Genomic DNA, 21,258 nt, shown 5'->3' with positions numbered 1-21,258 from the left:
GTCGGATGCCGTACCGCCAATAGCACCACCAATACAGAAAGACGCTACGATGAATCTTCGTCCACGTACCAGAATCCTGGCCTGCATCGTGGGACTGGCCACACTGGCCATGGCAATGAACGGCAACGCATATGCCGAACAACCGCACCGGGCCACAACCACCATACAGGAAACATCCCGTCCAGATTCGCAAGCCGTTCCATCATTCGGAGCCACCATCCAAAACGTCGCGGACTCCACTAGGAAGGCGACCAGGAAATCGAATCTCGAACAGCCGAACCAATCAGACGCCGAAGCAGGAGAATCCCCGTCGAGCAGTATGGACGGCATTCTCGCCGAAGGCCAGATCGTCAGCGGAGTGCATGACATCGAAGACCCGGCCACCAGCATCTACGTGGGAGGCGACATGACCTACCACAATAATGTCGAGACGGAAGGAAGCATCGTCGTCGACGGCGACCTATCCATCGAACGGCACATGCCGGAAAGCCTCCTCGCCGGCAAGGTTATGTGGGGCATGGGGTTCAATCCTCCGGCCGGCGCCGATATGGTCACCGTGGGCGGCGAATTCCGCAACCACACCGGGGAACATCCACAATGGGTCAGCGGATCGGCACGGTTCGGAGGCAAAATGGCGTGGGGCAACGGCAAAGAAATCAATTCCAACGGCCACAAGCCCCTGTATCTTGCCACGCACGGCAATATGACGGACCTAGGATGGGATGCCGATGCCTCCCAGGTCCGATCATGGACATACCCGGATTTGCCCTCGACCGCAAAAATCACGCACAGTCTCGGCAAAACCGAGGCATTGAAGGCTGATATCGACGGGAAAGGCGGCGTCGTCGACTATAACGATTACGTCGATACGACCCTCAGACCATTAAGCCGCCAGCTTGCGTCGCTTGCCACGAACGGCATGGTCTCATTCGAGAAGGCTCCCGACGAGGACGCGCATGTGTTCTTCGACGATTATGCCGTGTCGATCCGCAATGAGGGACGCATCGTGTTCCAAGGAACCGGTAATCCGGAAAAACAGGTGTTTTCTTTTGATCTGAATGCACTCAAGGCGGCGGAAACTGCCTACGGTGTCAACCAGTGGAGTCTTGATTTCAGAAATCTTCCCGACGGTCAGGCCATCGTCATCAACGTGTCCGGATCCGGGAAACGGACCTGGAGTCCCGGGTGGCGCGTCTGGATGAATGGCGAGAGCCATTCCACCACAATCAACACCCGTGGAGATTCCTGGTCGAGGTTCCGCGATGTCGCCAGCCGCATCATGTGGAACTACCCTGATGTCGCATATCTGAAACTCGATTATTCGCATGGAACGCTGAACAAAAACGGTTACGGAGTGACGGCCGGCAACGATGTGTACGGCACTATGCTGGGCAAGGGATCATTGTTTCCCGGCTCCATCCTTCTGCCGGACGGCAGCATGACCGATTACGCGGACACCAACGGGCGACTTCTGATCGGCGGAAACCTCGACTTCAACGTATGGGAGCATCATAATGCCCCATGGATCGGCTTCGACGAACCGCAACGTTTCATGTTGCACGGAACCACCCGCGCGGAAGCCTCACAGGCGTCATACGCCGGAGACGAAGCCGTCCACGACACATTGACACTGCGTTCCACAGGCCCCAACGGCCAAGGAACGACGATATTCGACCTGCAGGTGACGGGACTGTCCGTGACGTTGTCGTATCGCACCCCGTCCGGAAACATCTCGAGAAGCGGTCCGAAGACGTTCGCCGCGGCGACCGTGCCAAAATCAGGTTCGGCCATAACCTTGGAAAGTCCCGATTTCGTTCCCGGAGACCTTGGTCTCGGCTCATGGGAGGCGGGCGAATACTGGTTTGATGTATCAGGCGCCGGCATCAGTATCGACGACGCGTCCAAAGGCGTGAGATCATCGCTCAGCAGAACGGCTGTGCTGGATGGCTCGAACGATGATGCGGAACGATTCGTCATCTCGCCGGATGCGCTTCCGCTGGGACTTACGACGAAGGCGGATCCGAACGACGCGTCGACCGGCAACGCGAATGCGGTCACCGACGCCGTCTCCCTCATCAATAACGGAACAATCGAGATAATCGTCAGAACGATCCACGTCACACTGAATTATCCAGGTCCAGACGGAATCGCACGTTCGACGAAAACCGTTTCGAATACGCGCATACCCCCTCAAGACGCCGTGAAGGTCGATTCTCCCGAATTCGTTCCGACGGACCTTGGTTTCACCGGAAACTGGCATCAGAATCTGCGTGAGTCGGAGCATTATTGGTTCGACGTGTCCATCGACCCCGCGGATGTGACGGACACGTCCGGAACGGTGGTGCCGCTCGCCACCTCTGCGACCCATGATGGCAGAACGGATCCGGAGGAGCAATTCCAAGTGCTTGCCGAGACACGTCAGGCACGGACCAAGGCGGCGGACACATTCCGATACGCGGGAGATGCCGACGCCGTGTACGACAGCATCATCATGGAATTCGAAGCGGTATCTTCACTCCAGGTCGTCAGCACATTGAATTGGTGTTCCGACGCCAAGGGCTCCCAAGCGGAACGTTCCATCGCGAAAAACACCGTGGCACAAGCGCACGGCACCAGCAAAGGTCCCGAATTCATTCCCGAGGATTTCGGCTGGGAAGCGTGGAAGAGCGGCAGATACTGGTACGACCTGAGCATAGTCGATCAACAGGGGGCATTCGGGCTGGAACCGCTGCTCGGTATCGACATCGACGAGGAGCAGTGGAGCGCGATCGAACCGCCAACTCTGCCGATGACGGGATTCCCCTACGGCATGGGACGGCTCGTATTGATCTGCGGCGGCATATCGACTATAGCCGTGGCCGTCGGAGCGATGCTCGTGTCCCGGAGACGTCATTCCAGCGCATCTGCGATCAACGACCGACATGCTCAGAGAAGCGGCCATTGACGTCAATAAGGAAAGGGTCCGTTTCCCCAGCATCGAAGAAACGGACCCTATACACCTATCCGCGTAGGACAGGGGCTACCGGATATCGCCTATCAGTAGCCCATGTCGGCGCCGGCTGCCGGAGTGGCGGCTGCCGGCGGCTCCGGCTTGTTGGCCACCACAGCTTCGGTGGTCAGGAACAGGCCGGCGATGGAAGCAGCGTTCTGCAGGGCGGAACGGGTCACCTTGACCGGATCGGTGACGCCTGCCGCCAGCAGGTCCTCATACTCGTTGGTGGCGGCGTTCAGACCCTGGCCGTCAGGCAGGGAGCGAACCTTGTCGATCACCACGTCACCGGACAGTCCGGCGTTCTCGGCGATCTGCTTGATCGGAGCTTCGACGGCGCGGAACACAATCGCGGCACCGGTGGCCTCGTCGCCTTCGAGCTTGACATCGTCCTTGGCCTTGGCTGCGGCCTGAATCAGGGCCACGCCACCACCCGGCAGCAGACCTTCCTCGATGGCGGCCTTGGCGTTGCGCACGGCATCCTCGATGCGGTGCTTGCGTTCCTTGGCCTCGACCTCAGTGGCCGCGCCGACCTTGATGACCGCAACGCCGCCGGCCAGCTTGGCCAGGCGCTCCTGCAGCTTCTCACGATCGTAATCGGAATCGGTGTTCTCGATTTCGGCGCGAATCTGAGCCACGCGGGCAGCCACGTCCTCCTTGGAGCCGCCACCGGACACGATGGTGGTCTCGTCCTTGGAGACGATGACCTTCTTGGCGGTGCCGAGCACGGACATGTCGACAGAGTCGAGCTTCAGGCCCAGCTCGTCGGACACCACCTGGGCGCCGGTCAGGATGGCCATATCCTGCAGCATGGCCTTGCGACGGTCGCCGAAGCCCGGAGCCTTGACGGCGCAGGACTTGAAGGTGCCGCGGATGTTGTTCAGAATCAAGGTTGGCAACGCTTCGCCGTCGACATCCTCGGCGATGATCATCAGCGGCTTGCCGGTCTTCATGACCAGCTCGGCGATGTGGACCACGTCCTGCTGGGAGGACAGCTTGCCGGAAGTCAGCAGGATGTACGGATCTTCGAGCACTGCGGTCTGATCATCGGCATTGGTCACGAAGTACGGGGCGATGTAGCCCTTGTCGAAACGCATGCCCTCGGTGAAGTCCAGATCCAGGCCGAAGCGGTTGTTGTCCTCAACGGTCACGACGCCGTCCTGGCCAACCTTGTCCAGAGCCTCGGCGATCTTCTCGCCGACCTCGGGATCGGCGGCGGAGATCGTTGCGGTGGCAGCGATCTGGTCCTTGGTCTCGACATCCTTGGCGGCTGCGATAAGTTCCTTGACGATGGCGTCGGAAGCCTTCTCGATGCCACGACGCAGCGCGATCGGGTTGGAACCGGCGGTGACGTTCTTCAGACCCTCATGCACCAGGGACTGAGCCAGCACGGTCGCGGTAGTGGTGCCGTCGCCAGCGACGTCATCGGTCTTCTTGGCGACTTCCTTGACCAGTTCGGCGCCGATGCGCTCATACGGGTCATCCAGATCGATTTCCTTGGCGATGGAGACGCCATCATTGGTGATGGTCGGAGCGCCATAAGTCTTGTCAAGCACCACGTTGCGGCCCTTGGGACCAAGGGTGACCTTGACGGTGTCAGCGAGCTTGTCGAGACCCGCGAGCATTCCCTGACGAGCTTCGTCGTCATATGCAATCATCTTTGCCATTGTTCCTCCACATATGGCTACACGGTACTGTTTCCACCTTCGGAGCGACAATCAGAACCAGCCGTCAGCTGCCGGTTATCACTCTCACTCGTCGAGTGCTAATTCGCAGATTAGCACTCTCAGGTCGAGAGTGCCAAACTCTACGCCGATCTTTGCGCTGTGAGCAAGATGAGAGCACCGACCAAACAATCGACAATCCTTGGAAGACCAAGGAAAACAAAAGGAGCCCCGCCCCACCGGGGCGAGACTCCCACAAAATCACTACGGCGTTTTCAGTTCAGCAACACCACGACGATTGGAGTGGTCAAGGCGCTCGACTGCTCGACATTGGTGATGTTCAGGGTCTGCGCGACGTTCTCCGCGGTCGCCTTGTCGGCTTCGTTCTGATACCAGACCACGGTCTGGCTGGGGACGTTGCCCGTCGGATTGTCGGCGGTCACGCTGGTATATCCGGCCTGAGTCAGGGCATCCGCCTTGCTTTTGGCATAACCGGTGATATTGGTGGCGTTCACCACACGAATCTGCGTGCCCAGATTCACGCTCTGGCTCGATTCGGCATCCTGATCGGAGTTTTGATTGGCATTCTGGTCGGAATCCGTGGCATCATTCGACTGCTCATCGGACGAATCACCGGCCTGACCCTTGTTCTTGTCCGTATTCTTGTTCGTCGTCGCGGACTTGCTCTCAGACTTTTTGCCAGCGCTGGTAGAACTGGTGGAGGAGCTGGAAGAAGTGGAAGAGCTTTCCTTGGCTGTCCAAGGCATCTTCAGGTTGCCGGCCTCTCCCGAGTAGATTCCCCAGAACAACAGGCCCGCAAGCAGGGACGCGACAACGACAATCACATACGGCATGGCTCGGGACGCCGTGGAACGCGCGCCACGATGCACGCCCATCGGCCCGGCCGGAGGATTATCGAACATATCCTTGGCGTAGGATTCGTAGGTCTCCTTGCCCTGTTTAGCCATTTTCTGCAACCTCATTTCTTGCGCTTGTACCACCCAGTGTAACGACCCGTACAGTCAGTCCACAATCGATACGACCGATTCCACACCCCGCTCCCATACGTCGTTTCGCGAAAATCGACGCGGCCGGCCGCACCGCCCGTCGTACAGTAGAACAATATGACCCATATCAAACCATTGAAAGAACTCGTGGAGCCCGGATGGGCGCAAGCCCTTGCCGACGTGGAGCCCCAAGTACATCGCATGGGCGATTTCCTGCGATCGGAAATCGCGGCGGGACGGCGGTATCTTCCGGCAAGCAAGAACATTCTACGGGCATTCACCATCCCGTTCGACAGCATCAAGGTGCTGATTGTAGGACAGGACCCCTACCCTACACCGGGGCATCCGGTGGGATTGAGCTTCTGCGTCGCACCGGACGTCAAGCCCATTCCACGCAGCCTGGCGAACATCTATGCGGAACTGACCGACGACTTGGGCGTTCCCATGCCCGCCAACGGCGATCTGACACCTTGGACCCGGCAAGGCGTCATGCTGCTCAACAGATGCCTGACCGTCGAGCCCGGCAAACCAGGCAGCCACCAGGGCAAAGGCTGGGAAGAGGTCACCGACGCGGCCATCAGCGCGTTGAACAACCGCCGCGGCCCCGATGGCAACATCAAGCCTTTGGTCGCCATCCTGTGGGGACGCAAGGCCCAGACGCTGGAACCATTGCTGACCAACGCGTTCATCATCAAATCACCGCATCCCAGCCCGATGTCCGCACGATACGGATTCTTCGGTTCCAAACCTTTCTCCCGCGCCAACCAAGCGCTCATCGAAGCCGGAGAGACGCCTGTGGACTGGGCTCTCCCGTCAGCTTGACCCGGTAAGGTAGCACTCATGGCTTTATTCCCTCCTAAAAAACCGGCTCCGATTCCAACGCCCATCCCGATGCCGACGACCACAAAACCAAGCACTCTGTCGGCCGAAGACATCGCACGCGCCAAAAACATCGGATCGCAGATTCGCAGCCGTTTCGCACAGACCCTGGTCGGACAGGACGACCTTCGCGAATCCCTGATCACCACCTTGGTGGCAGGCGGCCATATTCTTATCGAATCAGTCCCCGGCCTGGCCAAGACCACCGCCGCCCAAACGCTGGCCACTTCCGTATCCGGCTCGTTCAAACGCGTGCAATGCACGCCCGACCTGATGCCTTCCGATCTGATCGGCACGCAGGTCTTCGATTTCGCCACGCAGAAGTTCTCCACGCAAATCGGACCGATCCACGCCAACTTCGTGCTGCTGGACGAAATCAACCGATCCAACGCGAAAACCCAGTCCGCCATGCTGGAAGCCATGGCGGAAGGCGCCACCACCATCGGCGGACAACGAATCGCACTGCCAAAGCCGTTCATGGTTATCGCCACGCAGAATCCAATCGAGGAGGAGGGCACCTTCAACCTTCCGGAAGCGCAGATGGACCGTTTCATGATGAAGACCGTGCTTACCTACCCGACGCCTCAAGAGGAACAGAGCATACTCGCCATGCTCACCCATCGCGGCTATGACACCGTAGACCAGAATACCCTGACCGGAACCCCCGTCTCCATCAGCGACGTCGAATTCCTGCGCTCCGCGGCCCGCCGCGTGCACGTGTCCGACGCGATCATGCAATACGTCGTCAATATCACGGCCACGTCCCGAGGCGCCGGCACCAAGCCCGTGCAGGGCCTGTCCTCCCTAGTCCGTCTCGGCGCCTCACCACGCGCGTCCATCGCGCTGGTCCGCATCGGACAGGCAAACGCCCTGCTGCAGGGACGCGATTACGTCATTCCGGAAGACGTAAAAGCCTTCGTCCACGAAGTGCTGCGCCATCGTGTACTGCTGACGTTCGAAGCGCTCGCCGATGGCGTCACCAGTGACCAGGTCGTGGATTCGATCGTCCAGGCGGTTCCCGTTCCATGATCGGCCAGATCCGTTCCGACAATCCGATCCGCAGGAAAATCGAAACGCTTGGAACCACGATGAGCCTGCCTACGGTGCGCAAGGCACTCGGCGTTCTGGAAGGAGCGCATGCGTCGAGCAAGCGTTTCGGATCGGACGACGTCATGGACATCCATGCCTACGAGCCCGGTGACGAGGCCAAGCGCATCGATTGGAAAACCAGCGCCCGCGTGGGCCGTCCGATGGTGGTACTACGCGAACGTCCATCGACGTCGAAGGCCTGGCTTCTACTCGACATCGGCCAGGAGATGACCGCCACATGTCCGTCTGGAGAGCAGGCGTATCAAGTGGCGGCGAACGCGTTGTGTATGTTCGCCGCGCTCAGTCTGCGTCGCAGCGATGAGGTGTCCATCGTGTTCGGCGACAGCTCGGCCATAACCCGCGTGCCATTCAACGGCGGATTGGCTCAATTCGAACGGACTCTGGATACCGCGCTACAACGTGACTGGAACAAACCTCGCAATATCGACGCGCTGTTGGAGTACGCGCGGAGCATCCGCGACAGAGACGCGCTAATCGTGCTCGCCACCGAGGAGCATGCACTGGAGGAGCGCCACCTGCACGATATCAAAGCCATCGCAAGAACCCACCCGATGGTGCTTATCGACGTGGCCACCATCAATCCCTTCGACACCGGTCACGCCGACTCGGTGGTCGACGGCCGAAGCGGACGACGCGTCCCCGCTTTCCTGCGCAACGCGCGGACGGCGGGCCAAGTACGCACGCACCGCGAATATCTGGCGGCAGCCATCAGACATGAGCTGAACCGCTACGGCTCGACGGTCATCCGTTCCGATTCCAGCGAACGCATGTTCCATGAATTCGTGCATATGGTTTCCATCTCCGTGGCACGGTCCACGCGTTACCAGCCGGGTATCCCATCCACGTCGAATCCGGGAGGCAAGGTATGACGTTTCTCCTTGCCGAAATGAATCTCTCCGTCAAAGGACAGATTCATTTCGAAAGCGGCCTGATCGCCACCATCGTGGCCTGTCTGCTGGGCGCCGTCATCCTGATCGCGCTTACGGCGTGGCTGTCCAAACCGAGTTCGAGACCGCCCAGAAACGACGATCACGGTCGTCACGCACCTGCCGAAAGATCCGTATGGCATCAGCGCATCGAGGATATAGTCTCACGTCACGCCGCCGGCAAGTTGGAGCGTGAGGAGGCCTTCGCACTGCTGGCGGCGACGGTCAGGGATTTCGTGTCCTCCGCGACTGGAACGGACATGCGCAGCCGGACGCTCACCGATATCGAAGCGATGCCTCGGACCACCGGCAACCAGCAGAATCTCACGTTGCTCAGGCAGACCATCGAGGCGTTTTATCCTCCGGAATTCGCGAACGCCGAGCATAACCGCATCGCCAAGGACGCCACTGTCGAGCAGGCCGGCGAATGGGTGGCCCATCTTGTGGAAAGGTGGCGGTAATGCAACTGACATGGCAATGGCCTTGGGCCGCTTTGGCCGGCATCATAATGTCAATCACCATCGTCGCAGTCATGCTGGTGTGCGCGTCACGCCGTAAAGACGACGATGAACACGCCCGTACTTTCAGCCTAGACGACGATCTCAATACCGAATCAGCATCGAGGCTTTTCCGGCAATGGCGGACTCTGTCCCGGCTGGCGGCGGCCATGCTGGCGATCGCGCTAATGCTCGCCATCGCGCTGACGGCACGCCCCGGCACCGTCGATGAAAGCGAGGAGAAGGCCGCGAGCCGCGACATCGTACTGTGTCTGGACGTTTCCGGCTCGACGCTTCCCTACGACCGCGAGGTCATCGACACCTATCGCAAGCTCGTGGACAATTTCAAAGGCGAACGCATCGGACTGAGCATCTTCAATTCGACGTCACGCACCGTCTTCCCGCTGACCGACGATTACGAGCTGGTATCCAAGCAGCTCGACAAGGCGAGCAACATCCTCAAAGGCGTCGAATCGCAAGACGATATCGACAAGATGAAGGAAAGCGACTATCAGGCACTCTCCGATTGGCTGGAGGGCACGCAGAACCGCAAGGAATCCACCTCGCTGATCGGCGACGGCGTGGTGAGCTGCGCAGCCATGCTTCCCGGATTCGCCTACGGAAACGCCACTGCCACGAACGCCGGCCGTCAACGCGCGGCATCGATCGTGCTCGCCACCGACAACGTCGTTTCCGGAAAGCCGACGTACACGCTCACCGAAGCACTGGATCTGACCCGTCAGGCAAAAATCTCCGTGGATGGATTGTTCTCCGGACCGAAACAAAGCGAATCCGACCAGACCACCAAGGATTTCAAATCCGCCATCGAGACACGCCACGGAGTGTTTCTCACCCAATCGGACGGCGCATCCGTCTCCTCGCTGGTCAAGGAGATCGAATCACGCAGAAACCATGAAAGCCAGGCAAAGAACAAGGCCGCGATAACGGACGCTCCGGGATGGTGGACGCTCGCATTGGCCATCGTTCTGGTGATTTGGCTGGCATTGACTTGGAGGTTGAGACGATGAACCATCTGACGCTCTCCCCTGCTTTGGGATGGCCGGTCGGCACCGTCATCGCCCTGGTCATGCTGGCATGCGCCGTCACACAGATCGTGCTGCACGTCCGGCGTCGCGCGGATAGCGACGAGACCGTCTGGTCATGCGTCCGCCGCGTGCTGCTATGCGTACTCGTCTCCATCATGGCGCTGACACCCAGCATGGTGGCCGAGACGAACAGCCGGGCGGTGAACGCCACCGATGTGGTGGTGGCCGTCGACGTGACCGGATCCATGGCGGTCAAGGACGCGCGATACGGATCCGACGAACAGATTAGCCGTCTTGACGCGGCCAAACAGGCGGTGAAAGACATCACCGGCCTTTACCCGAATTCCAGCTTCGCCGCCTTGCGGTTCGGGGCTTCCAGCACATTGGATGTGCCGCTGACCCCGGATTCGAACGCGATCGGCAACTGGGCGGATACGCTCGCCCCGGAGGCGACCTCCGTGTCCGCGGGCTCGACGCTGGATGTTCCGATCGACCGACTGCTGCTGACATGCAAGTCCATCCACGAGCAGCATCCGGATGACGCGATCGTGCTGTACCTGATTTCCGACGGCGAGCAGACCGCGGCGAAGGCGCGACGTACGTTCTCGTCGCTACGCCGATACCTGTCAGACGCGTTCACCGTGGCCGTCGGCAGCGAGCAGGGCGGCAATGTCCCATTGTCCGTGGACGGTGCCAGTGACGCTGACAACCAATGGGTGACCGACCCGGATACCGGCCAACCTGGCGTGTCGCGCATGAACACGGAGGAGATGAAAACCATCGCCGATGAGATGAGCGGCACCGCACTGGTACTGGACGACTCCCATACCATGCGGGATGGCGCGTCCAAGGAGGCGCCCGACAAGTGGCGAGTCACACGCACGAACAAACGGCGCACCAGAACGGTGGCCGTCGTGTGGCCTTTGGCCATTGCGGCCGGCCTGCTGCTTGCCTGCGAGCTGGGGGCATGGATGGCGCAATCAAGGAGGCTGCTGTGAACGGAACACCGAAAAGGTCACGCGCTCCACTGACCATACGCATCGGACTGGTCGTTCTGTCCGTGCTATTGGGCGCGGTCGCGTTGCTAGCCGTGGTCAACCTCGCCGCCAACGGCAATTACAACCATGCCACGCAGTCTTTGCAGGAGAACATCAAAACCAGCAGACAGGACAATGTCGATTGGGACAAGCTGCGCGTCCGGCAACAGCAGACGGACGCCCAATTCGATGATGCCGGCGAGATGCGGGCACTGCTGTTGCCCCAATTGCGTGAATCGATCGACCATAACAGCCGTGTCTCCGACCAACTCACCAAAGCCATCATCGAAAAGGCCAAATCGGACAAGAATAATCAATCCAACTCCGATACGAATGCCGACGCACAACGGACGGACGGCTCGGAGTCGAAGAAAGACACCAAGCTCACCGACGCGCAACGCGAAAAAGTGGAAGAGCTGTTGAAGCAAAACGCCCAATCCACACAATCCGACTCGGACGCGAATAACACCGGTTCCGCCGCGAAACAGAACACGGACAAGTCATCATCACAGGCCAAACCCTGGTGAGAGGGACGCCACAACCAAAGTTATCCACCATGCTGTCGGCATATATTCGTTGATTTTCCAACGACGACACGCCGACAGCATGCATTTCCGGCGTTCTCCGACCACAGGCAGCGCACACGTGGCGACAATGACGCGAAGCATGTTCCAATGGCGTCATGAACATTCCAGACACATCCTTATCAAACGCAATTCCGGGAAGCGGAATATCGCATGCCCCGGCATCGCAGCCGGGAGCTCCATGCCGATGCCGTATCGGAGTCCAGATGGCCCAAATGCTGATCAACGCCGGACTCACCGCCGCGTTGCGCCGTCTTGACGACATCGACGTCTCAGCGGCATCCGGCCGACTGCCCGATTGGACGGGAGAGGCAGCAGAAGAATACCGCGACCGCCTCAACCGCATCGCCAGGCAATCAGCGCTGTTGCGCGATGGCATACTTGCCACCTCGCGCCTCCTATGGTCGGAGGGCGTGGCATGAACCAGCGGGTAACAGCCAGAATCATCGGTGGGAAAAAGCTCTCCACCGCCGAATACAAGGAATATCTCAACACTGCGCAGAGCCTGAGCGATGGAGCGCGCAAACTCGGCATCTCCCAAAAGGAGTTCACCGCCATGAGCGTGGAGCTCAAAGCACATCCTTATATCGCACCGTTTCTGGGAACGTTATACGGAGGAGGACTGCTGTGCACGGCGCCGGACCATGTCAATCTGCCGTACCGGCATCTGCTCGAACGGTGCGAGGACCATGCCAGGGCGCTTCAGACCATGTCATCCCAACTCACCGAATTGTCGGACGCCATCATCCGGGCCCAATCGCTCTACGAACATGCCGAGGAAGCCAGCGGACGAGTAATGAACAGTGTGCTGCGCGCGTTTTTCATAAACACTCCCCAAATCGCCGGCCTCGCCCTTGGCCTCAGCGCGATGGATGGCGTGAGAACCAGTTTCGCCAAGGAAGGAAAACTCAACTGGTGCTATATCGTGGAATCCACCGCATGGATGCATGAACCACTCGTAAGTGCCATCGGGTTCTACGCGGCAAAGCTCAATATCCCCGAACAACCCAAGGATTTCAAATCCACCCTGGAGTTGATCACCAGCCGGATGTTCCCTCTCATCGGCATCAAAACCTTCGCACAGAACAATCACTCGGGAAAATCGGTCAACCTAGGCCTTGAAAAAATCGACAGACTGCTCATACCACATTTCGACGCGACCCACGGAGACAATCTTACGGTGACCCGCGTCTACCCGAAAACCGATGTGGTCAGAGGCGGCACAAGCATGCAGGATGCCATAGCCGACCAGCGTCGGCTTTCCGAAGGACCGCTGAACGGCGACCGTGAAAGCGGATTGGAATATGGGACCATCGCAGTAGGCAAATATCTCAAGGACAACGGAACATACGCATGGAGAATCACCATTCCCGGAACGGATGGCAACCATGACTCCCCCATGGACTGGTACACCAATTTCGAGTTGATGAGCGCGGACGAACAGCAGCGTGCATCCGCGGAGAGTCTCCGCTTCCTCCGTGAGGCCATGAGAGATGCCGGAATCCAGCCGGACGAGCCTGTGGAGCTTGTCGGCCATTCGCAGGGAGGCATCATCGCCGCCGCTGCCGCGGCCGATATGCAGGACGAATACGACATCCAGCACATCGTCACATTCGGGTCACCCATCGCGAAATTCGACATTCCCGAAAAGACCATGGTCACCGCCATCGAAATGGACAACGAAGGCATCGCGGCCCTTGACGGAGCGGCCAATCCCGATACCGAGAACTGGCTCACCATACGAGGCTCGGTCCGTGAGGATGATGGGACGCCGCAGGGCGTCTTTTCGGGAGCCGCGGTCGAGGATTCCTCCGGGGAGAGGGAATCGACGCATTATCTGAAATACCATGAAGCGGGGTATCAGTACGCCTATGACACGGGAAACAAGGCAGTCCGGGAGCATGCCCGGCATTTCGAGGACGTCGTGGACGGTGAGTTTCAGGAAACCCAGTATTATCAGGGACGGATAAGCAAGTGACGGCCCCAATGGTTCACGGCTAAACGTATGCTGTTGCCTATGAAGCTTACTGATATCTCCCCCGCAATCGCACTGACCCCTCTTGACGGCCGCTACCACAAGCAGACCGCTCCCCTTGTCGAATACATGAGCGAACCGGCGTTGAACCGCGAGCGCATACGCGTCGAAGTCGAATGGATGATTCTGCTCGCCAATGGCTTCGATGGAAACGGCAACCGGACCATCGTTCCGGGTGTCAAGCCGCTCACCGATGAAGAGCAGGCGTACCTGCGTTCCATTCCGGAGAATTTCGGAGCGGAAGGCATCGCGCGGCATGCCGAGTATGAGGCCACGACCCACCATGATGTGAAGGCCGTGGAATACTACATCGACGACCAGCTGGAGAAGGCCGCCGACGCGCTGGGACACGACACCCAGCTGACCGGCCTGAAGACCCTCGTGCATTTCGCCTGCACCTCGGAGGACATCAACAACCTGTCCATCGCCCGCTGCGTGAAGAACGGCGTGGAGAACGTGTGGCTGCCCGCGGCGCAGGCCATCGTCGACCATCTGGCTGAGAAGGCCGACGCGTACCGCGGCAAGGCCATGCTGTCGCTGACCCATGGCCAGCCCGCCACGCCGACCACGTTGGGCAAGGAGCTCGCGGTCTATGTATACCGTCTGAACCGCCAACTCAACAAGATCAAGGCACAGGAGTACCTCGGCAAGATCAATGGCGCCACCGGCACGTTCGGCGCGCACCTGGCCGCCTGCCCAGACGTCGATTGGGTGGCCGTCTCCCGCGAGTTCGTCACCAATCGCATGGGATTGACCTGGAATCCGCTGACCACACAGATCGAATCACATGACTGGCAGGCCGAGCTGTACGGCACCATCAGCCACACCAACCGTATTCTGCACAACCTGTGCGTGGACGTGTGGATGTATATCTCCCGTGGCGTATTCGCGCAGGTGCCGGTCAAGGGCGCGACCGGCTCCTCCACCATGCCGCACAAGGTCAACCCGATCCGTTTCGAGAACGCCGAGGCCAATTTCGAGATCTCCTGCTCGCTGCTGGACACCCTGTCGGCGACATTGGTGGAATCCCGTTGGCAGCGCGATCTGACCGACTCCACCACCCAGCGCAACATCGGCTCCGCGCTGGGCTATTCACTGCTGGCGCTGAACAACCTGATGGGAGGTCTGAATTCCATCCATCCGAACGACATCGCCATTCAGGCCGAGCTTGATTCCAATTGGGAGGTGCTTGGCGAGCCGATCCAGACAGCCATGCGCGCCTGCGAGCTGGCCGGCCTGCCGGGAATGGACAAACCGTATGAGAAGGTCAAAGAGCTTATGCGCGGCCATGAGATCTCCAAGGAGGACGTCGAACGGTTCATCGACCAGCAGTCCTTCGACGAGGCGACCGCGACTCGTCTCAAGGCGCTGACTCCGGCCACGTACACGGGAGCGGCCGATAAGTTGGTCGATTTCGACCGCTGAGCGACGGAAGTCGTCGCATGATACGCCATTGGACGCATATCGCCGATGGCGTATCATCGAAAGCGACGATGGACGGCACCACAAAACGCATCTCGTCCACGCCTCCACAAAGCCAGGTCAACAGTGTCCAACGTCTCCCCGAATAGCAAACACGAACCCCGTATCGATGACACCCCACCGAAACGGAACCGCGATTTCGCCGATCTGCTCCATGCGTTTCTCGCTCTGCTCATCGGCGTGGTGGTGATTCTGTTCTCCATCTATCTGCATGGCACCGCCTCAGGCGTGCAGTCCGACGTGCGTTCCGCCGGCCACGCCATTAGCTGGCTTATGGACGTGCCGACGTCGTTGCTGCAACAGCTCGCCATCGTCTTCATCACCGTCAGTGTGCTTGTCCAACTGCTTGTGGCCAGGGAATGGCTGCAGAGCGTGGTCTCCATACTCGCGCTGATTCTTGGTTTCGCCGCCATATGGGGAGTGTCGGCGCTCATCAGCGGTTCTGGAAACGTCACGCTGATCTGGGCGCTGCTGTCCAACGGCACGGCCGTAGGCATCGGACTGCTGCCCGACTTCTATGCCGCGATGGCGGCTTTCCTGACGGTCGCAGGCCCTCGCCGTACCCGCTCCGGCGCCAAGTGGGGATGGAACGTCCTGTACACGGTCGCGGTGCTGTTCGTCGTGCTGTCATGGAACTCGCTGTCCGGAGTATTGGTGTCCTTCGCCGTGGGACGCACATTGGGAATGCTGATTCGTTTCATGCTGGGTACCCAGACCAACGGCGCATGGGGCAATCAGGTGGTTCAGGCGCTGCGCGCCATTGGCATCGATGTCATCTCACTGTCCCGTCGTTACAGCAACGGCGTCGAATCGGGCGTGCTGAAGACGACACTCGATGACGATCTGACCGAGAATTCACGCATTTACGACGCAAGCGACTCCGCTGGAATCCAATACACCGTCTCCGTGTTGGACAATCAGGCGCATACGCCCGGTTATCTCAACCAGCTCTGGCAGTGGGTCAGGCTTACCGGGGTCTCGATGCGCCGCGATCGTTCCTCGTTCGACACCATCCACCATCATTACGCGATGATCCTCGGCTTGGCGAATGCCGGTCTGTCCACGCCGACCGTCTATGGCGTCAGCGACACCGCGGAATCGTCCATCCTTGTGTTCCATCGTGACAACATGCCGTTGGAATGCAATCCGAACACCATGTCCGACCATGACATGGAAAGGTTCATGACGTATCTTTCCAAGGCCCATCGCCACGGTTTCACCCATCGGCGCATCACTCCCGAGACGTTGTCCCGCATGGATGACGGACAGCCTGTGATCGCCGGATGGCAGAATGGCGATTACGGCAGTGCGCCTCCGAACTACGCGCTGGACAAGGTGCAGCTTCTGGTTCTGCTCAGCGCGCTGAACGGCATCGACCGCGCAATCGCCTGCGCACGCAGAACATGGGGGGACGACCAGCTGATCGATTTGGCCCCGTTCATACAGAAGGCCGCGATTCCCGCGGCGACACGGGCTTTACCTACCTGCGACAAGCACATGCTCAACAACCTTCGTTCCCGGATCGCGGCCCTCGCTCCGCAGGAGGTCGCCGACTCCATGGAGAAGGTCTCGCTTTCTCGATTCAGTCTCCGCTCCTTCGGTGCGATCGCGTTGCTGGTCATCGCCGTCTATGTGGTGTTCACGCAGATTCAGCCGGCCGAGATGATCAAGGCGGTCAGGGAGGCCAATATTCCCATGGCCGCGCTATGCGTGCTCTTCGGACTTGTGGCTTGGCTCGGATCCGCCATGACGCTGGGTGGTTTCATGGACCCCGACAAACGCAATCTGATCGGACTTTACTGTTCCCAAATGGCTTCGGGCTTCACCGCAGTCTCCATGCCGGCCGGCGTCGGACCCGCATTCGTCAATCTGCAGTTCCTGCGCAAGAGCGGTTACCGCAGCACCACCGCCACCGCCATCATGAGCGCCGTATGGGCGGTGCAGGGCGGCACCACCGTCATCTTGCTGTTGACGATCGGCATCTTCACCGGACGCAACACGTTGTCAGGAATGATTCCCACCAATACGCTGATTCTGGCGATCGCGATCGTCGCATTGGCGCTTTCCGCGGCCATGGCCATTCCGCCGATACGGCATATGGTCACGGAAAAATACCTGCCCCTCGTCAAGTCGTATGCGCGCAGCCTCATCAACATACTGTCCCGTCCGAAGGAACTGGCCTTCGGCATAGCGGGTGCGCTGGTGCTCAATATCGCTACGGGATTGGGGTTCTGGATGGCGCTGATGGCCTTCGGCTGCCATACCAACCCGGTGGAGACCACGTTCATCTTCCTGCTGGCCAACACGCTTGGTTCAGCGGTGCCGACACCAGGAGGCCTTGGCGCGGTCGAAGCGGCGCTTTCGGTGGCCTTCACCGCCGTGGGCATCCCCTCCACCATCGCCGTCTCCGCTACTCTCGTCTATCGAATCGCCTTCTACTGGCTGAGAATTCCGATGGGCGCGATAGCCATGAAATGGCTCGACAGACACAATTTGATCTGACCGACACCCCCGTCAACACGATTTTTACCCCTAGGACAAGATCAATGGGCCTAAAACCCTTGGGAAATGGCATTTTTGGCGCAACCGTGCGCTATTATTACAGTGAACGTGGATGTTCATAAGCGGAATATCCCCTGACTCAAGAAGGATGCTTTATGGCATACAACAAGTCTGATCTCGTCTCGAAGATCGCTCAGAAGTCCAACCTGACCAAGGCTCAGGCTGAAGCGGCAGTGAACGCTTTCCAGGACGTGTTCGTCGAGGCAATGCAGTCCGGCGAAGGCCTGAAGCTGACCGGTCTGTTCTCCGCTGAGCGCGTCAAGCGTGCGGCTCGTACCGGCCGCAACCCGCGCACCGGTGAGACCATCGAGATTCCGGCAACCTACGGTGTCCGCATTTCCGCCGGCTCCCTGCTGAAGAAGGCCGTCACCAAGTAGTCGCCGACCCCACATAGGTCCAATGAAAAACCCCAGCCGCGGATGGCTGGGGTTTTTCATTGTCCGTCAGAGTCTTCGCAATCCAATTCCCTTCATACCGTGCGCTATGATATTAGGCAGCATGACCAGATAGACAGGGGTTGCCATGGTCGACCAACGAAAGCGCATCATCGACGAAATCCACAAACTCAATATCCTGCTCCTTCATACCAAACTCAAAGCCACACGCGCCCAAACCGTATCAAGGGCGACCACGCGCGTACGGAACGTCGAAGCTGCCCGACGTGGAGCACCAATCCAGCAGATGCCAAAGGCACATGACGCCGATATCCATATGCTCGACTGTCTGAACGAGGACGAGCTTTCCACCCTCAGCGAACTGCTGCAGCGTATCATCGACAACACCGATACCAAAGTTCTGGATGAGGAAATCGCCGAACGTCGCAAGGCGATTCATGAGTTCCTCATGCTGAACCATACGGACACGGAGGTGCGGGAATGAGTGCCGAACAGAAAACCGATGCCAATGCGGACGATCCGGATCTCATCCGCCTCAACAAGCGTTCGCTGTTCACTCCCAGCTCGTCAATCGCGGTGGAACAGCATTCGTCCGTGCCACACGTGTCACGCAGCACCTACGGCACCGCACGAGTCGAAGGAAGGCTCACATCCCCCAACGCCAGGGTTCCGGAGATCATAACCCAACGTTGCGGCGGCATTACCGTCAAGGGACATACGCTCAAATCATTCGCCTACACCACCGATGCGGTCATCATCCGCAACACCAACGCCAACGCCATACTCGCGGTGTATCCGTTCACCGGAGAACCTGTGATCACGCAGGCGCTGCTCACGGTGGCGCAAATGCCGTTGTTTGTCGGCGTGGGCGGTGGCACGACAACGGGTCCTCGCGTGGCGGAACTGGCCATGGTGGCCGAAATGCAGGGCGCGGCCGGCGTGGTCATCAACGCCCCGGCTCCGGCGGAAACCATCGAGACGACCATGTCGATGGTGGACATTCCCGTCATCGCCACCGTCACCGAGGATGACGAGATCACCGAATGCAAGATCCTTGCCGGCGCGGCCATCATCAATGTGGCGGCGGGCGCGAGGACCGCACAGGTCGTGGCCAGCATCCGAGCCCATCATCCGGAGATTCCGATTCTGGCATCCGGCGGCGGGCGCGAGGACCGCATCCTCGCCACCATCGAAGCCGGTGCCGACGCCATCACCTGGACGCCGCCGAGCGCTCAGCAGCTGCAATCGCAGATGATGGCCAAGTACAGAGGCGAAGCCTGAAATCAAATCCAGGCACGCCGAACTTCCTACTCCATGGCCTCCAGCATCGCGCGGAACTGATCGGATGGACGAGAGTCGAACGGGTCAATCAACGTCATCTCCATCCGTTCCGGTGCAGTCAGCAACAGTCGTGTCCAATCGCAGGAATACCGTGCGTCCCGCGATTCGGCCAGCTGGATGAACCGTCCGCGTAACGAGGCCCTGGTATCAGTGGGAGGCGTCGTGCGAGCCACCCGCACGCGCGCTTCATCCACCAACTGCCGCATGGCGTCACGACGGCACAGCGAGACATACAGCTTTCCATTGGCGACATCATGGTAATCCATGTCCAGCTGCTCCAGCTTGTCGTGGGACAGCCCGTCGGCGTCGCGTCTGCGAAGCGCCTCGAACAGACGATGCTTGCAGATCCAATCGATTCGGTCGGCAAGCATCGTGCTCGTTCCGGAGCGGAACGCCTGCAAGACCTCCCTCCACTGCCGTATCACCTCGCGCACATCCGTATGGGGCAACGAGGACGCCACCTGCGGATGCTTTTCGATGAAACGTTCCACGGCTTCAAGATAACGCTCCTGGACCGCCACGGCGCCACCATGCAATACGGTGCCATCGGCCATATCGAAAGAGGCCTCAACGCCCGACAGGTCACGGCTAACCGCATGGTTGGCCACGCTGGCGTCGGCGAAGGCGAAACATCCGAACCCGGATTCACGATTTTCCCGACCGGCCTGCTCGATGACGCACAGCACCAGATGCGTGGTGGCGAGTTTCATCATCGTGGCCCATTGGGAGCGATTCGAATCGCCGATGATCACGTGCAGGCGCCGGAACGCATCCGGATCGGCATGCGGTTCGTCACGGGTATTGACCATCGGACGCGACCGGGTGGTTGCGGAGGAAACGGCCTCGTCGAGGAAATCGGCGCGCTGTGTGATCTGGAATCCGTCCTCTCCCATACGACCGGCGCCGGTGAACAGCTGACGGGTGATCAGGAACGGCAAAAGCTCATGCTCTATCGTCTGCAACGGCACAAACCGGCGCACCAGATAGTTCTCATGGCATCCGAAGGAATGCCCGGCGGAATCCACGTTGTTCTTGAACACGTGGACCGTGGATCCGGCTCCGAACATGACACGGAGCCTGCGCTGCGCATCCATGGCAAGGTCGCGCATCACCCGTTCGCCGGCAACATCCAGTGCCAAGGCGTCCATGGGGTCCCGGGCCTCCGCGGTCGCGTATTCGGGATGCGAACCGACATCAAGATACAGTCGTGAGCCGTTCTCAATATATGTGTTGGTCGATCTCGCCTTGGCCACGATGGGCTGAAACATCATCATCGCCGTCTGACTGGCGTCGCACGCTCGGTCCGCACCAGTCACGCTGACGCCATATTCGGTTTCGACACCGAAGATACGGGCGAAGGAATGAACCTCGTCCAAGGTCCGTCCACTCAACGGAGTCGTGGAATGATTGCCGCTGTCCCGCAGTTGCGGCATCACTCGCCGCCTTTCTGCACAAAGCTGCCCACGTACTCCTCCGCATTGGATTCAAGCACCGATTCGATGTCGTCCAGCACCGCATCCAACGCATCGACCGTCCCATCGACCTGGGTGCCGGTCCGCATGGCGGTCTCGTCCTCATCCTGATTTTGTTCGACGGATTGCTGCTGCTTGAACTCCTGGGGCATGACTCTTCCTTCCTCTGAGGGAATCCCCGCGGGATCCCCATAGCGGATATGATACCGCCCCACACCTTATCCCGGATGCG

General features: G+C 59.5%; 19 protein-coding genes. 15 read left to right on the top strand and 4 right to left on the bottom strand.

Annotated features, from left to right (window positions below):
* Positions 1-49 precede the first annotated feature (49 nt).
* Positions 50-2,944, top strand: coding sequence for a choice-of-anchor A family protein (locus AC1ATL_RS05300; RefSeq protein ID WP_476569077.1), 2,895 nt, complete (start codon positions 50-52; stop codon positions 2,942-2,944).
* 92 nt (positions 2,945-3,036) lie between these two features.
* On the opposite strand, the gene groL is transcribed toward AC1ATL_RS05300, so the two are convergent.
* Together groL and AC1ATL_RS05290 are read right to left on the bottom strand one after the other, a co-directional pair.
* Positions 3,037-4,656 (bottom strand): chaperonin GroEL, encoded by a 1,620-nt coding sequence (groL, locus tag AC1ATL_RS05295; protein ID WP_476569075.1) that lies wholly within the window; start codon positions 4,654-4,656, stop codon positions 3,037-3,039.
* A 272-nt stretch (positions 4,657-4,928) separates the two neighbouring features.
* Complete coding sequence (locus tag AC1ATL_RS05290; RefSeq protein WP_476569073.1) at positions 4,929-5,621, bottom strand: LytR C-terminal domain-containing protein; 693 nt, start codon at positions 5,619-5,621, stop codon at positions 4,929-4,931.
* 156 nt (positions 5,622-5,777) lie between these two features.
* Between AC1ATL_RS05290 and AC1ATL_RS05285 the strand changes: the two genes are divergently transcribed.
* From AC1ATL_RS05285 to AC1ATL_RS05220, 14 genes are all read left to right on the top strand, one after another.
* The gene (locus AC1ATL_RS05285; protein WP_476569071.1) at positions 5,778-6,482 is read left to right on the top strand and encodes a uracil-DNA glycosylase; all 705 of its coding nucleotides are present in this window, start codon (positions 5,778-5,780) and stop codon (positions 6,480-6,482) included.
* 18 nt (positions 6,483-6,500) lie between these two features.
* Positions 6,501-7,568 carry an AAA family ATPase gene (locus tag AC1ATL_RS05280; protein ID WP_476569069.1) on the top strand — a complete coding sequence of 356 codons (1,068 nt, stop codon included), beginning with the start codon at positions 6,501-6,503 and terminating at the stop codon, positions 7,566-7,568.
* Positions 7,565-8,518, top strand: coding sequence for a DUF58 domain-containing protein (locus AC1ATL_RS05275; RefSeq protein WP_476569067.1), 954 nt, complete (start codon positions 7,565-7,567; stop codon positions 8,516-8,518). Before AC1ATL_RS05280 ends, AC1ATL_RS05275 begins: the two co-directional genes overlap by 4 nt.
* Entirely contained in the window at positions 8,515-9,036 is a 522-nt protein-coding gene (locus AC1ATL_RS05270; RefSeq protein ID WP_476569065.1) for a hypothetical protein, read from the top strand. The genes AC1ATL_RS05275 and AC1ATL_RS05270 overlap by 4 nt, the downstream gene beginning before the upstream one ends.
* Positions 9,036-10,100, top strand: coding sequence for a vWA domain-containing protein (locus AC1ATL_RS05265; RefSeq protein WP_476569063.1), 1,065 nt, complete (start codon positions 9,036-9,038; stop codon positions 10,098-10,100). The genes AC1ATL_RS05270 and AC1ATL_RS05265 overlap by 1 nt, the downstream gene beginning before the upstream one ends.
* Complete coding sequence (locus tag AC1ATL_RS05260) at positions 10,097-11,116, top strand: VWA domain-containing protein (protein WP_476569341.1); 1,020 nt, start codon at positions 10,097-10,099, stop codon at positions 11,114-11,116. Before AC1ATL_RS05265 ends, AC1ATL_RS05260 begins: the two co-directional genes overlap by 4 nt.
* Positions 11,113-11,682, top strand: a complete 570-nt coding sequence (locus tag AC1ATL_RS05255; RefSeq protein WP_476569061.1) for a DUF6466 family protein — start codon at positions 11,113-11,115, stop codon at positions 11,680-11,682. Before AC1ATL_RS05260 ends, AC1ATL_RS05255 begins: the two co-directional genes overlap by 4 nt.
* Positions 11,683-11,945: 263 nt before the next feature.
* Positions 11,946-12,161: a hypothetical protein gene (locus AC1ATL_RS05250; RefSeq protein WP_476569059.1), complete on the top strand. Its 216-nt coding sequence runs from the start codon at positions 11,946-11,948 to the stop codon at positions 12,159-12,161.
* Positions 12,158-13,717 carry a PGAP1-like alpha/beta domain-containing protein gene (locus AC1ATL_RS05245; RefSeq protein ID WP_476569057.1) on the top strand — a complete coding sequence of 520 codons (1,560 nt, stop codon included), beginning with the start codon at positions 12,158-12,160 and terminating at the stop codon, positions 13,715-13,717. The genes AC1ATL_RS05250 and AC1ATL_RS05245 overlap by 4 nt, the downstream gene beginning before the upstream one ends.
* A gap of 39 nt (positions 13,718-13,756) precedes the next feature.
* The gene (gene purB / locus AC1ATL_RS05240) at positions 13,757-15,199 is read left to right on the top strand and encodes an adenylosuccinate lyase (protein ID WP_476569055.1); all 1,443 of its coding nucleotides are present in this window, start codon (positions 13,757-13,759) and stop codon (positions 15,197-15,199) included.
* A gap of 45 nt (positions 15,200-15,244) precedes the next feature.
* A complete protein-coding gene (locus tag AC1ATL_RS05235; protein WP_476569053.1) occupies positions 15,245-17,758 on the top strand; it encodes a lysylphosphatidylglycerol synthase transmembrane domain-containing protein in 2,514 nt (837 codons plus the stop codon).
* 155 nt (positions 17,759-17,913) lie between these two features.
* The gene (locus AC1ATL_RS05230; RefSeq protein ID WP_003808664.1) at positions 17,914-18,195 is read left to right on the top strand and encodes an HU family DNA-binding protein; all 282 of its coding nucleotides are present in this window, start codon (positions 17,914-17,916) and stop codon (positions 18,193-18,195) included.
* Between the two features lie 145 nt (positions 18,196-18,340).
* Positions 18,341-18,697, top strand: a complete 357-nt coding sequence (locus AC1ATL_RS05225; RefSeq protein ID WP_476569051.1) for a MarR family transcriptional regulator — start codon at positions 18,341-18,343, stop codon at positions 18,695-18,697.
* Positions 18,694-19,494: a beta/alpha barrel domain-containing protein gene (locus AC1ATL_RS05220; RefSeq protein WP_432623190.1), complete on the top strand. Its 801-nt coding sequence runs from the start codon at positions 18,694-18,696 to the stop codon at positions 19,492-19,494. Before AC1ATL_RS05225 ends, AC1ATL_RS05220 begins: the two co-directional genes overlap by 4 nt.
* Positions 19,495-19,520: 26 nt before the next feature.
* Here the strand turns inward: AC1ATL_RS05220 and pafA are convergent, their stop codons facing one another.
* Positions 19,521-20,987: a Pup--protein ligase gene (gene pafA, locus AC1ATL_RS05215; RefSeq protein WP_476569048.1), complete on the bottom strand. Its 1,467-nt coding sequence runs from the start codon at positions 20,985-20,987 to the stop codon at positions 19,521-19,523.
* Positions 20,987-21,178: a ubiquitin-like protein Pup gene (locus AC1ATL_RS05210; protein ID WP_432623194.1), complete on the bottom strand. Its 192-nt coding sequence runs from the start codon at positions 21,176-21,178 to the stop codon at positions 20,987-20,989. Before AC1ATL_RS05210 ends, pafA begins: the two co-directional genes overlap by 1 nt.
* Positions 21,179-21,258: the final 80 nt, after the last annotated feature.

The sequence above is a fragment of the Bifidobacterium sp. LH_743 genome (assembly GCF_056355775.1).
The sequence above is the reverse complement of the archived record's forward strand: the minus strand, read 5'-3'. Positions and strand labels throughout refer to the sequence as shown.

Coding starts and splice junctions, on each gene's coding strand:
- groL (WP_476569075.1), bottom strand. CDS start 4,656: ATGGCAAAGATGATTGCATATGACGACGAAGCTCGTCAGGGAATGCTC.
- AC1ATL_RS05210 (WP_432623194.1), bottom strand. CDS start 21,178: ATGCCCCAGGAGTTCAAGCAGCAGCAATCCGTCGAACAAAATCAGGAT.
- purB (WP_476569055.1), top strand. CDS start 13,757: ATGAAGCTTACTGATATCTCCCCCGCAATCGCACTGACCCCTCTTGAC.
- AC1ATL_RS05260 (WP_476569341.1), top strand. CDS start 10,097: ATGAACCATCTGACGCTCTCCCCTGCTTTGGGATGGCCGGTCGGCACC.
- AC1ATL_RS05230 (WP_003808664.1), top strand. CDS start 17,914: ATGGCATACAACAAGTCTGATCTCGTCTCGAAGATCGCTCAGAAGTCC.
- AC1ATL_RS05300 (WP_476569077.1), top strand. CDS start 50: ATGAATCTTCGTCCACGTACCAGAATCCTGGCCTGCATCGTGGGACTG.
- AC1ATL_RS05245 (WP_476569057.1), top strand. CDS start 12,158: ATGAACCAGCGGGTAACAGCCAGAATCATCGGTGGGAAAAAGCTCTCC.
- AC1ATL_RS05265 (WP_476569063.1), top strand. CDS start 9,036: ATGCAACTGACATGGCAATGGCCTTGGGCCGCTTTGGCCGGCATCATA.
- AC1ATL_RS05225 (WP_476569051.1), top strand. CDS start 18,341: ATGGTCGACCAACGAAAGCGCATCATCGACGAAATCCACAAACTCAAT.
- AC1ATL_RS05275 (WP_476569067.1), top strand. CDS start 7,565: ATGATCGGCCAGATCCGTTCCGACAATCCGATCCGCAGGAAAATCGAA.
- AC1ATL_RS05220 (WP_432623190.1), top strand. CDS start 18,694: ATGAGTGCCGAACAGAAAACCGATGCCAATGCGGACGATCCGGATCTC.
- AC1ATL_RS05235 (WP_476569053.1), top strand. CDS start 15,245: ATGGCGTATCATCGAAAGCGACGATGGACGGCACCACAAAACGCATCT.
- AC1ATL_RS05270 (WP_476569065.1), top strand. CDS start 8,515: ATGACGTTTCTCCTTGCCGAAATGAATCTCTCCGTCAAAGGACAGATT.
- AC1ATL_RS05285 (WP_476569071.1), top strand. CDS start 5,778: ATGACCCATATCAAACCATTGAAAGAACTCGTGGAGCCCGGATGGGCG.
- AC1ATL_RS05290 (WP_476569073.1), bottom strand. CDS start 5,621: ATGGCTAAACAGGGCAAGGAGACCTACGAATCCTACGCCAAGGATATG.
- pafA (WP_476569048.1), bottom strand. CDS start 20,987: ATGCCGCAACTGCGGGACAGCGGCAATCATTCCACGACTCCGTTGAGT.
- AC1ATL_RS05250 (WP_476569059.1), top strand. CDS start 11,946: ATGGCCCAAATGCTGATCAACGCCGGACTCACCGCCGCGTTGCGCCGT.
- AC1ATL_RS05280 (WP_476569069.1), top strand. CDS start 6,501: ATGGCTTTATTCCCTCCTAAAAAACCGGCTCCGATTCCAACGCCCATC.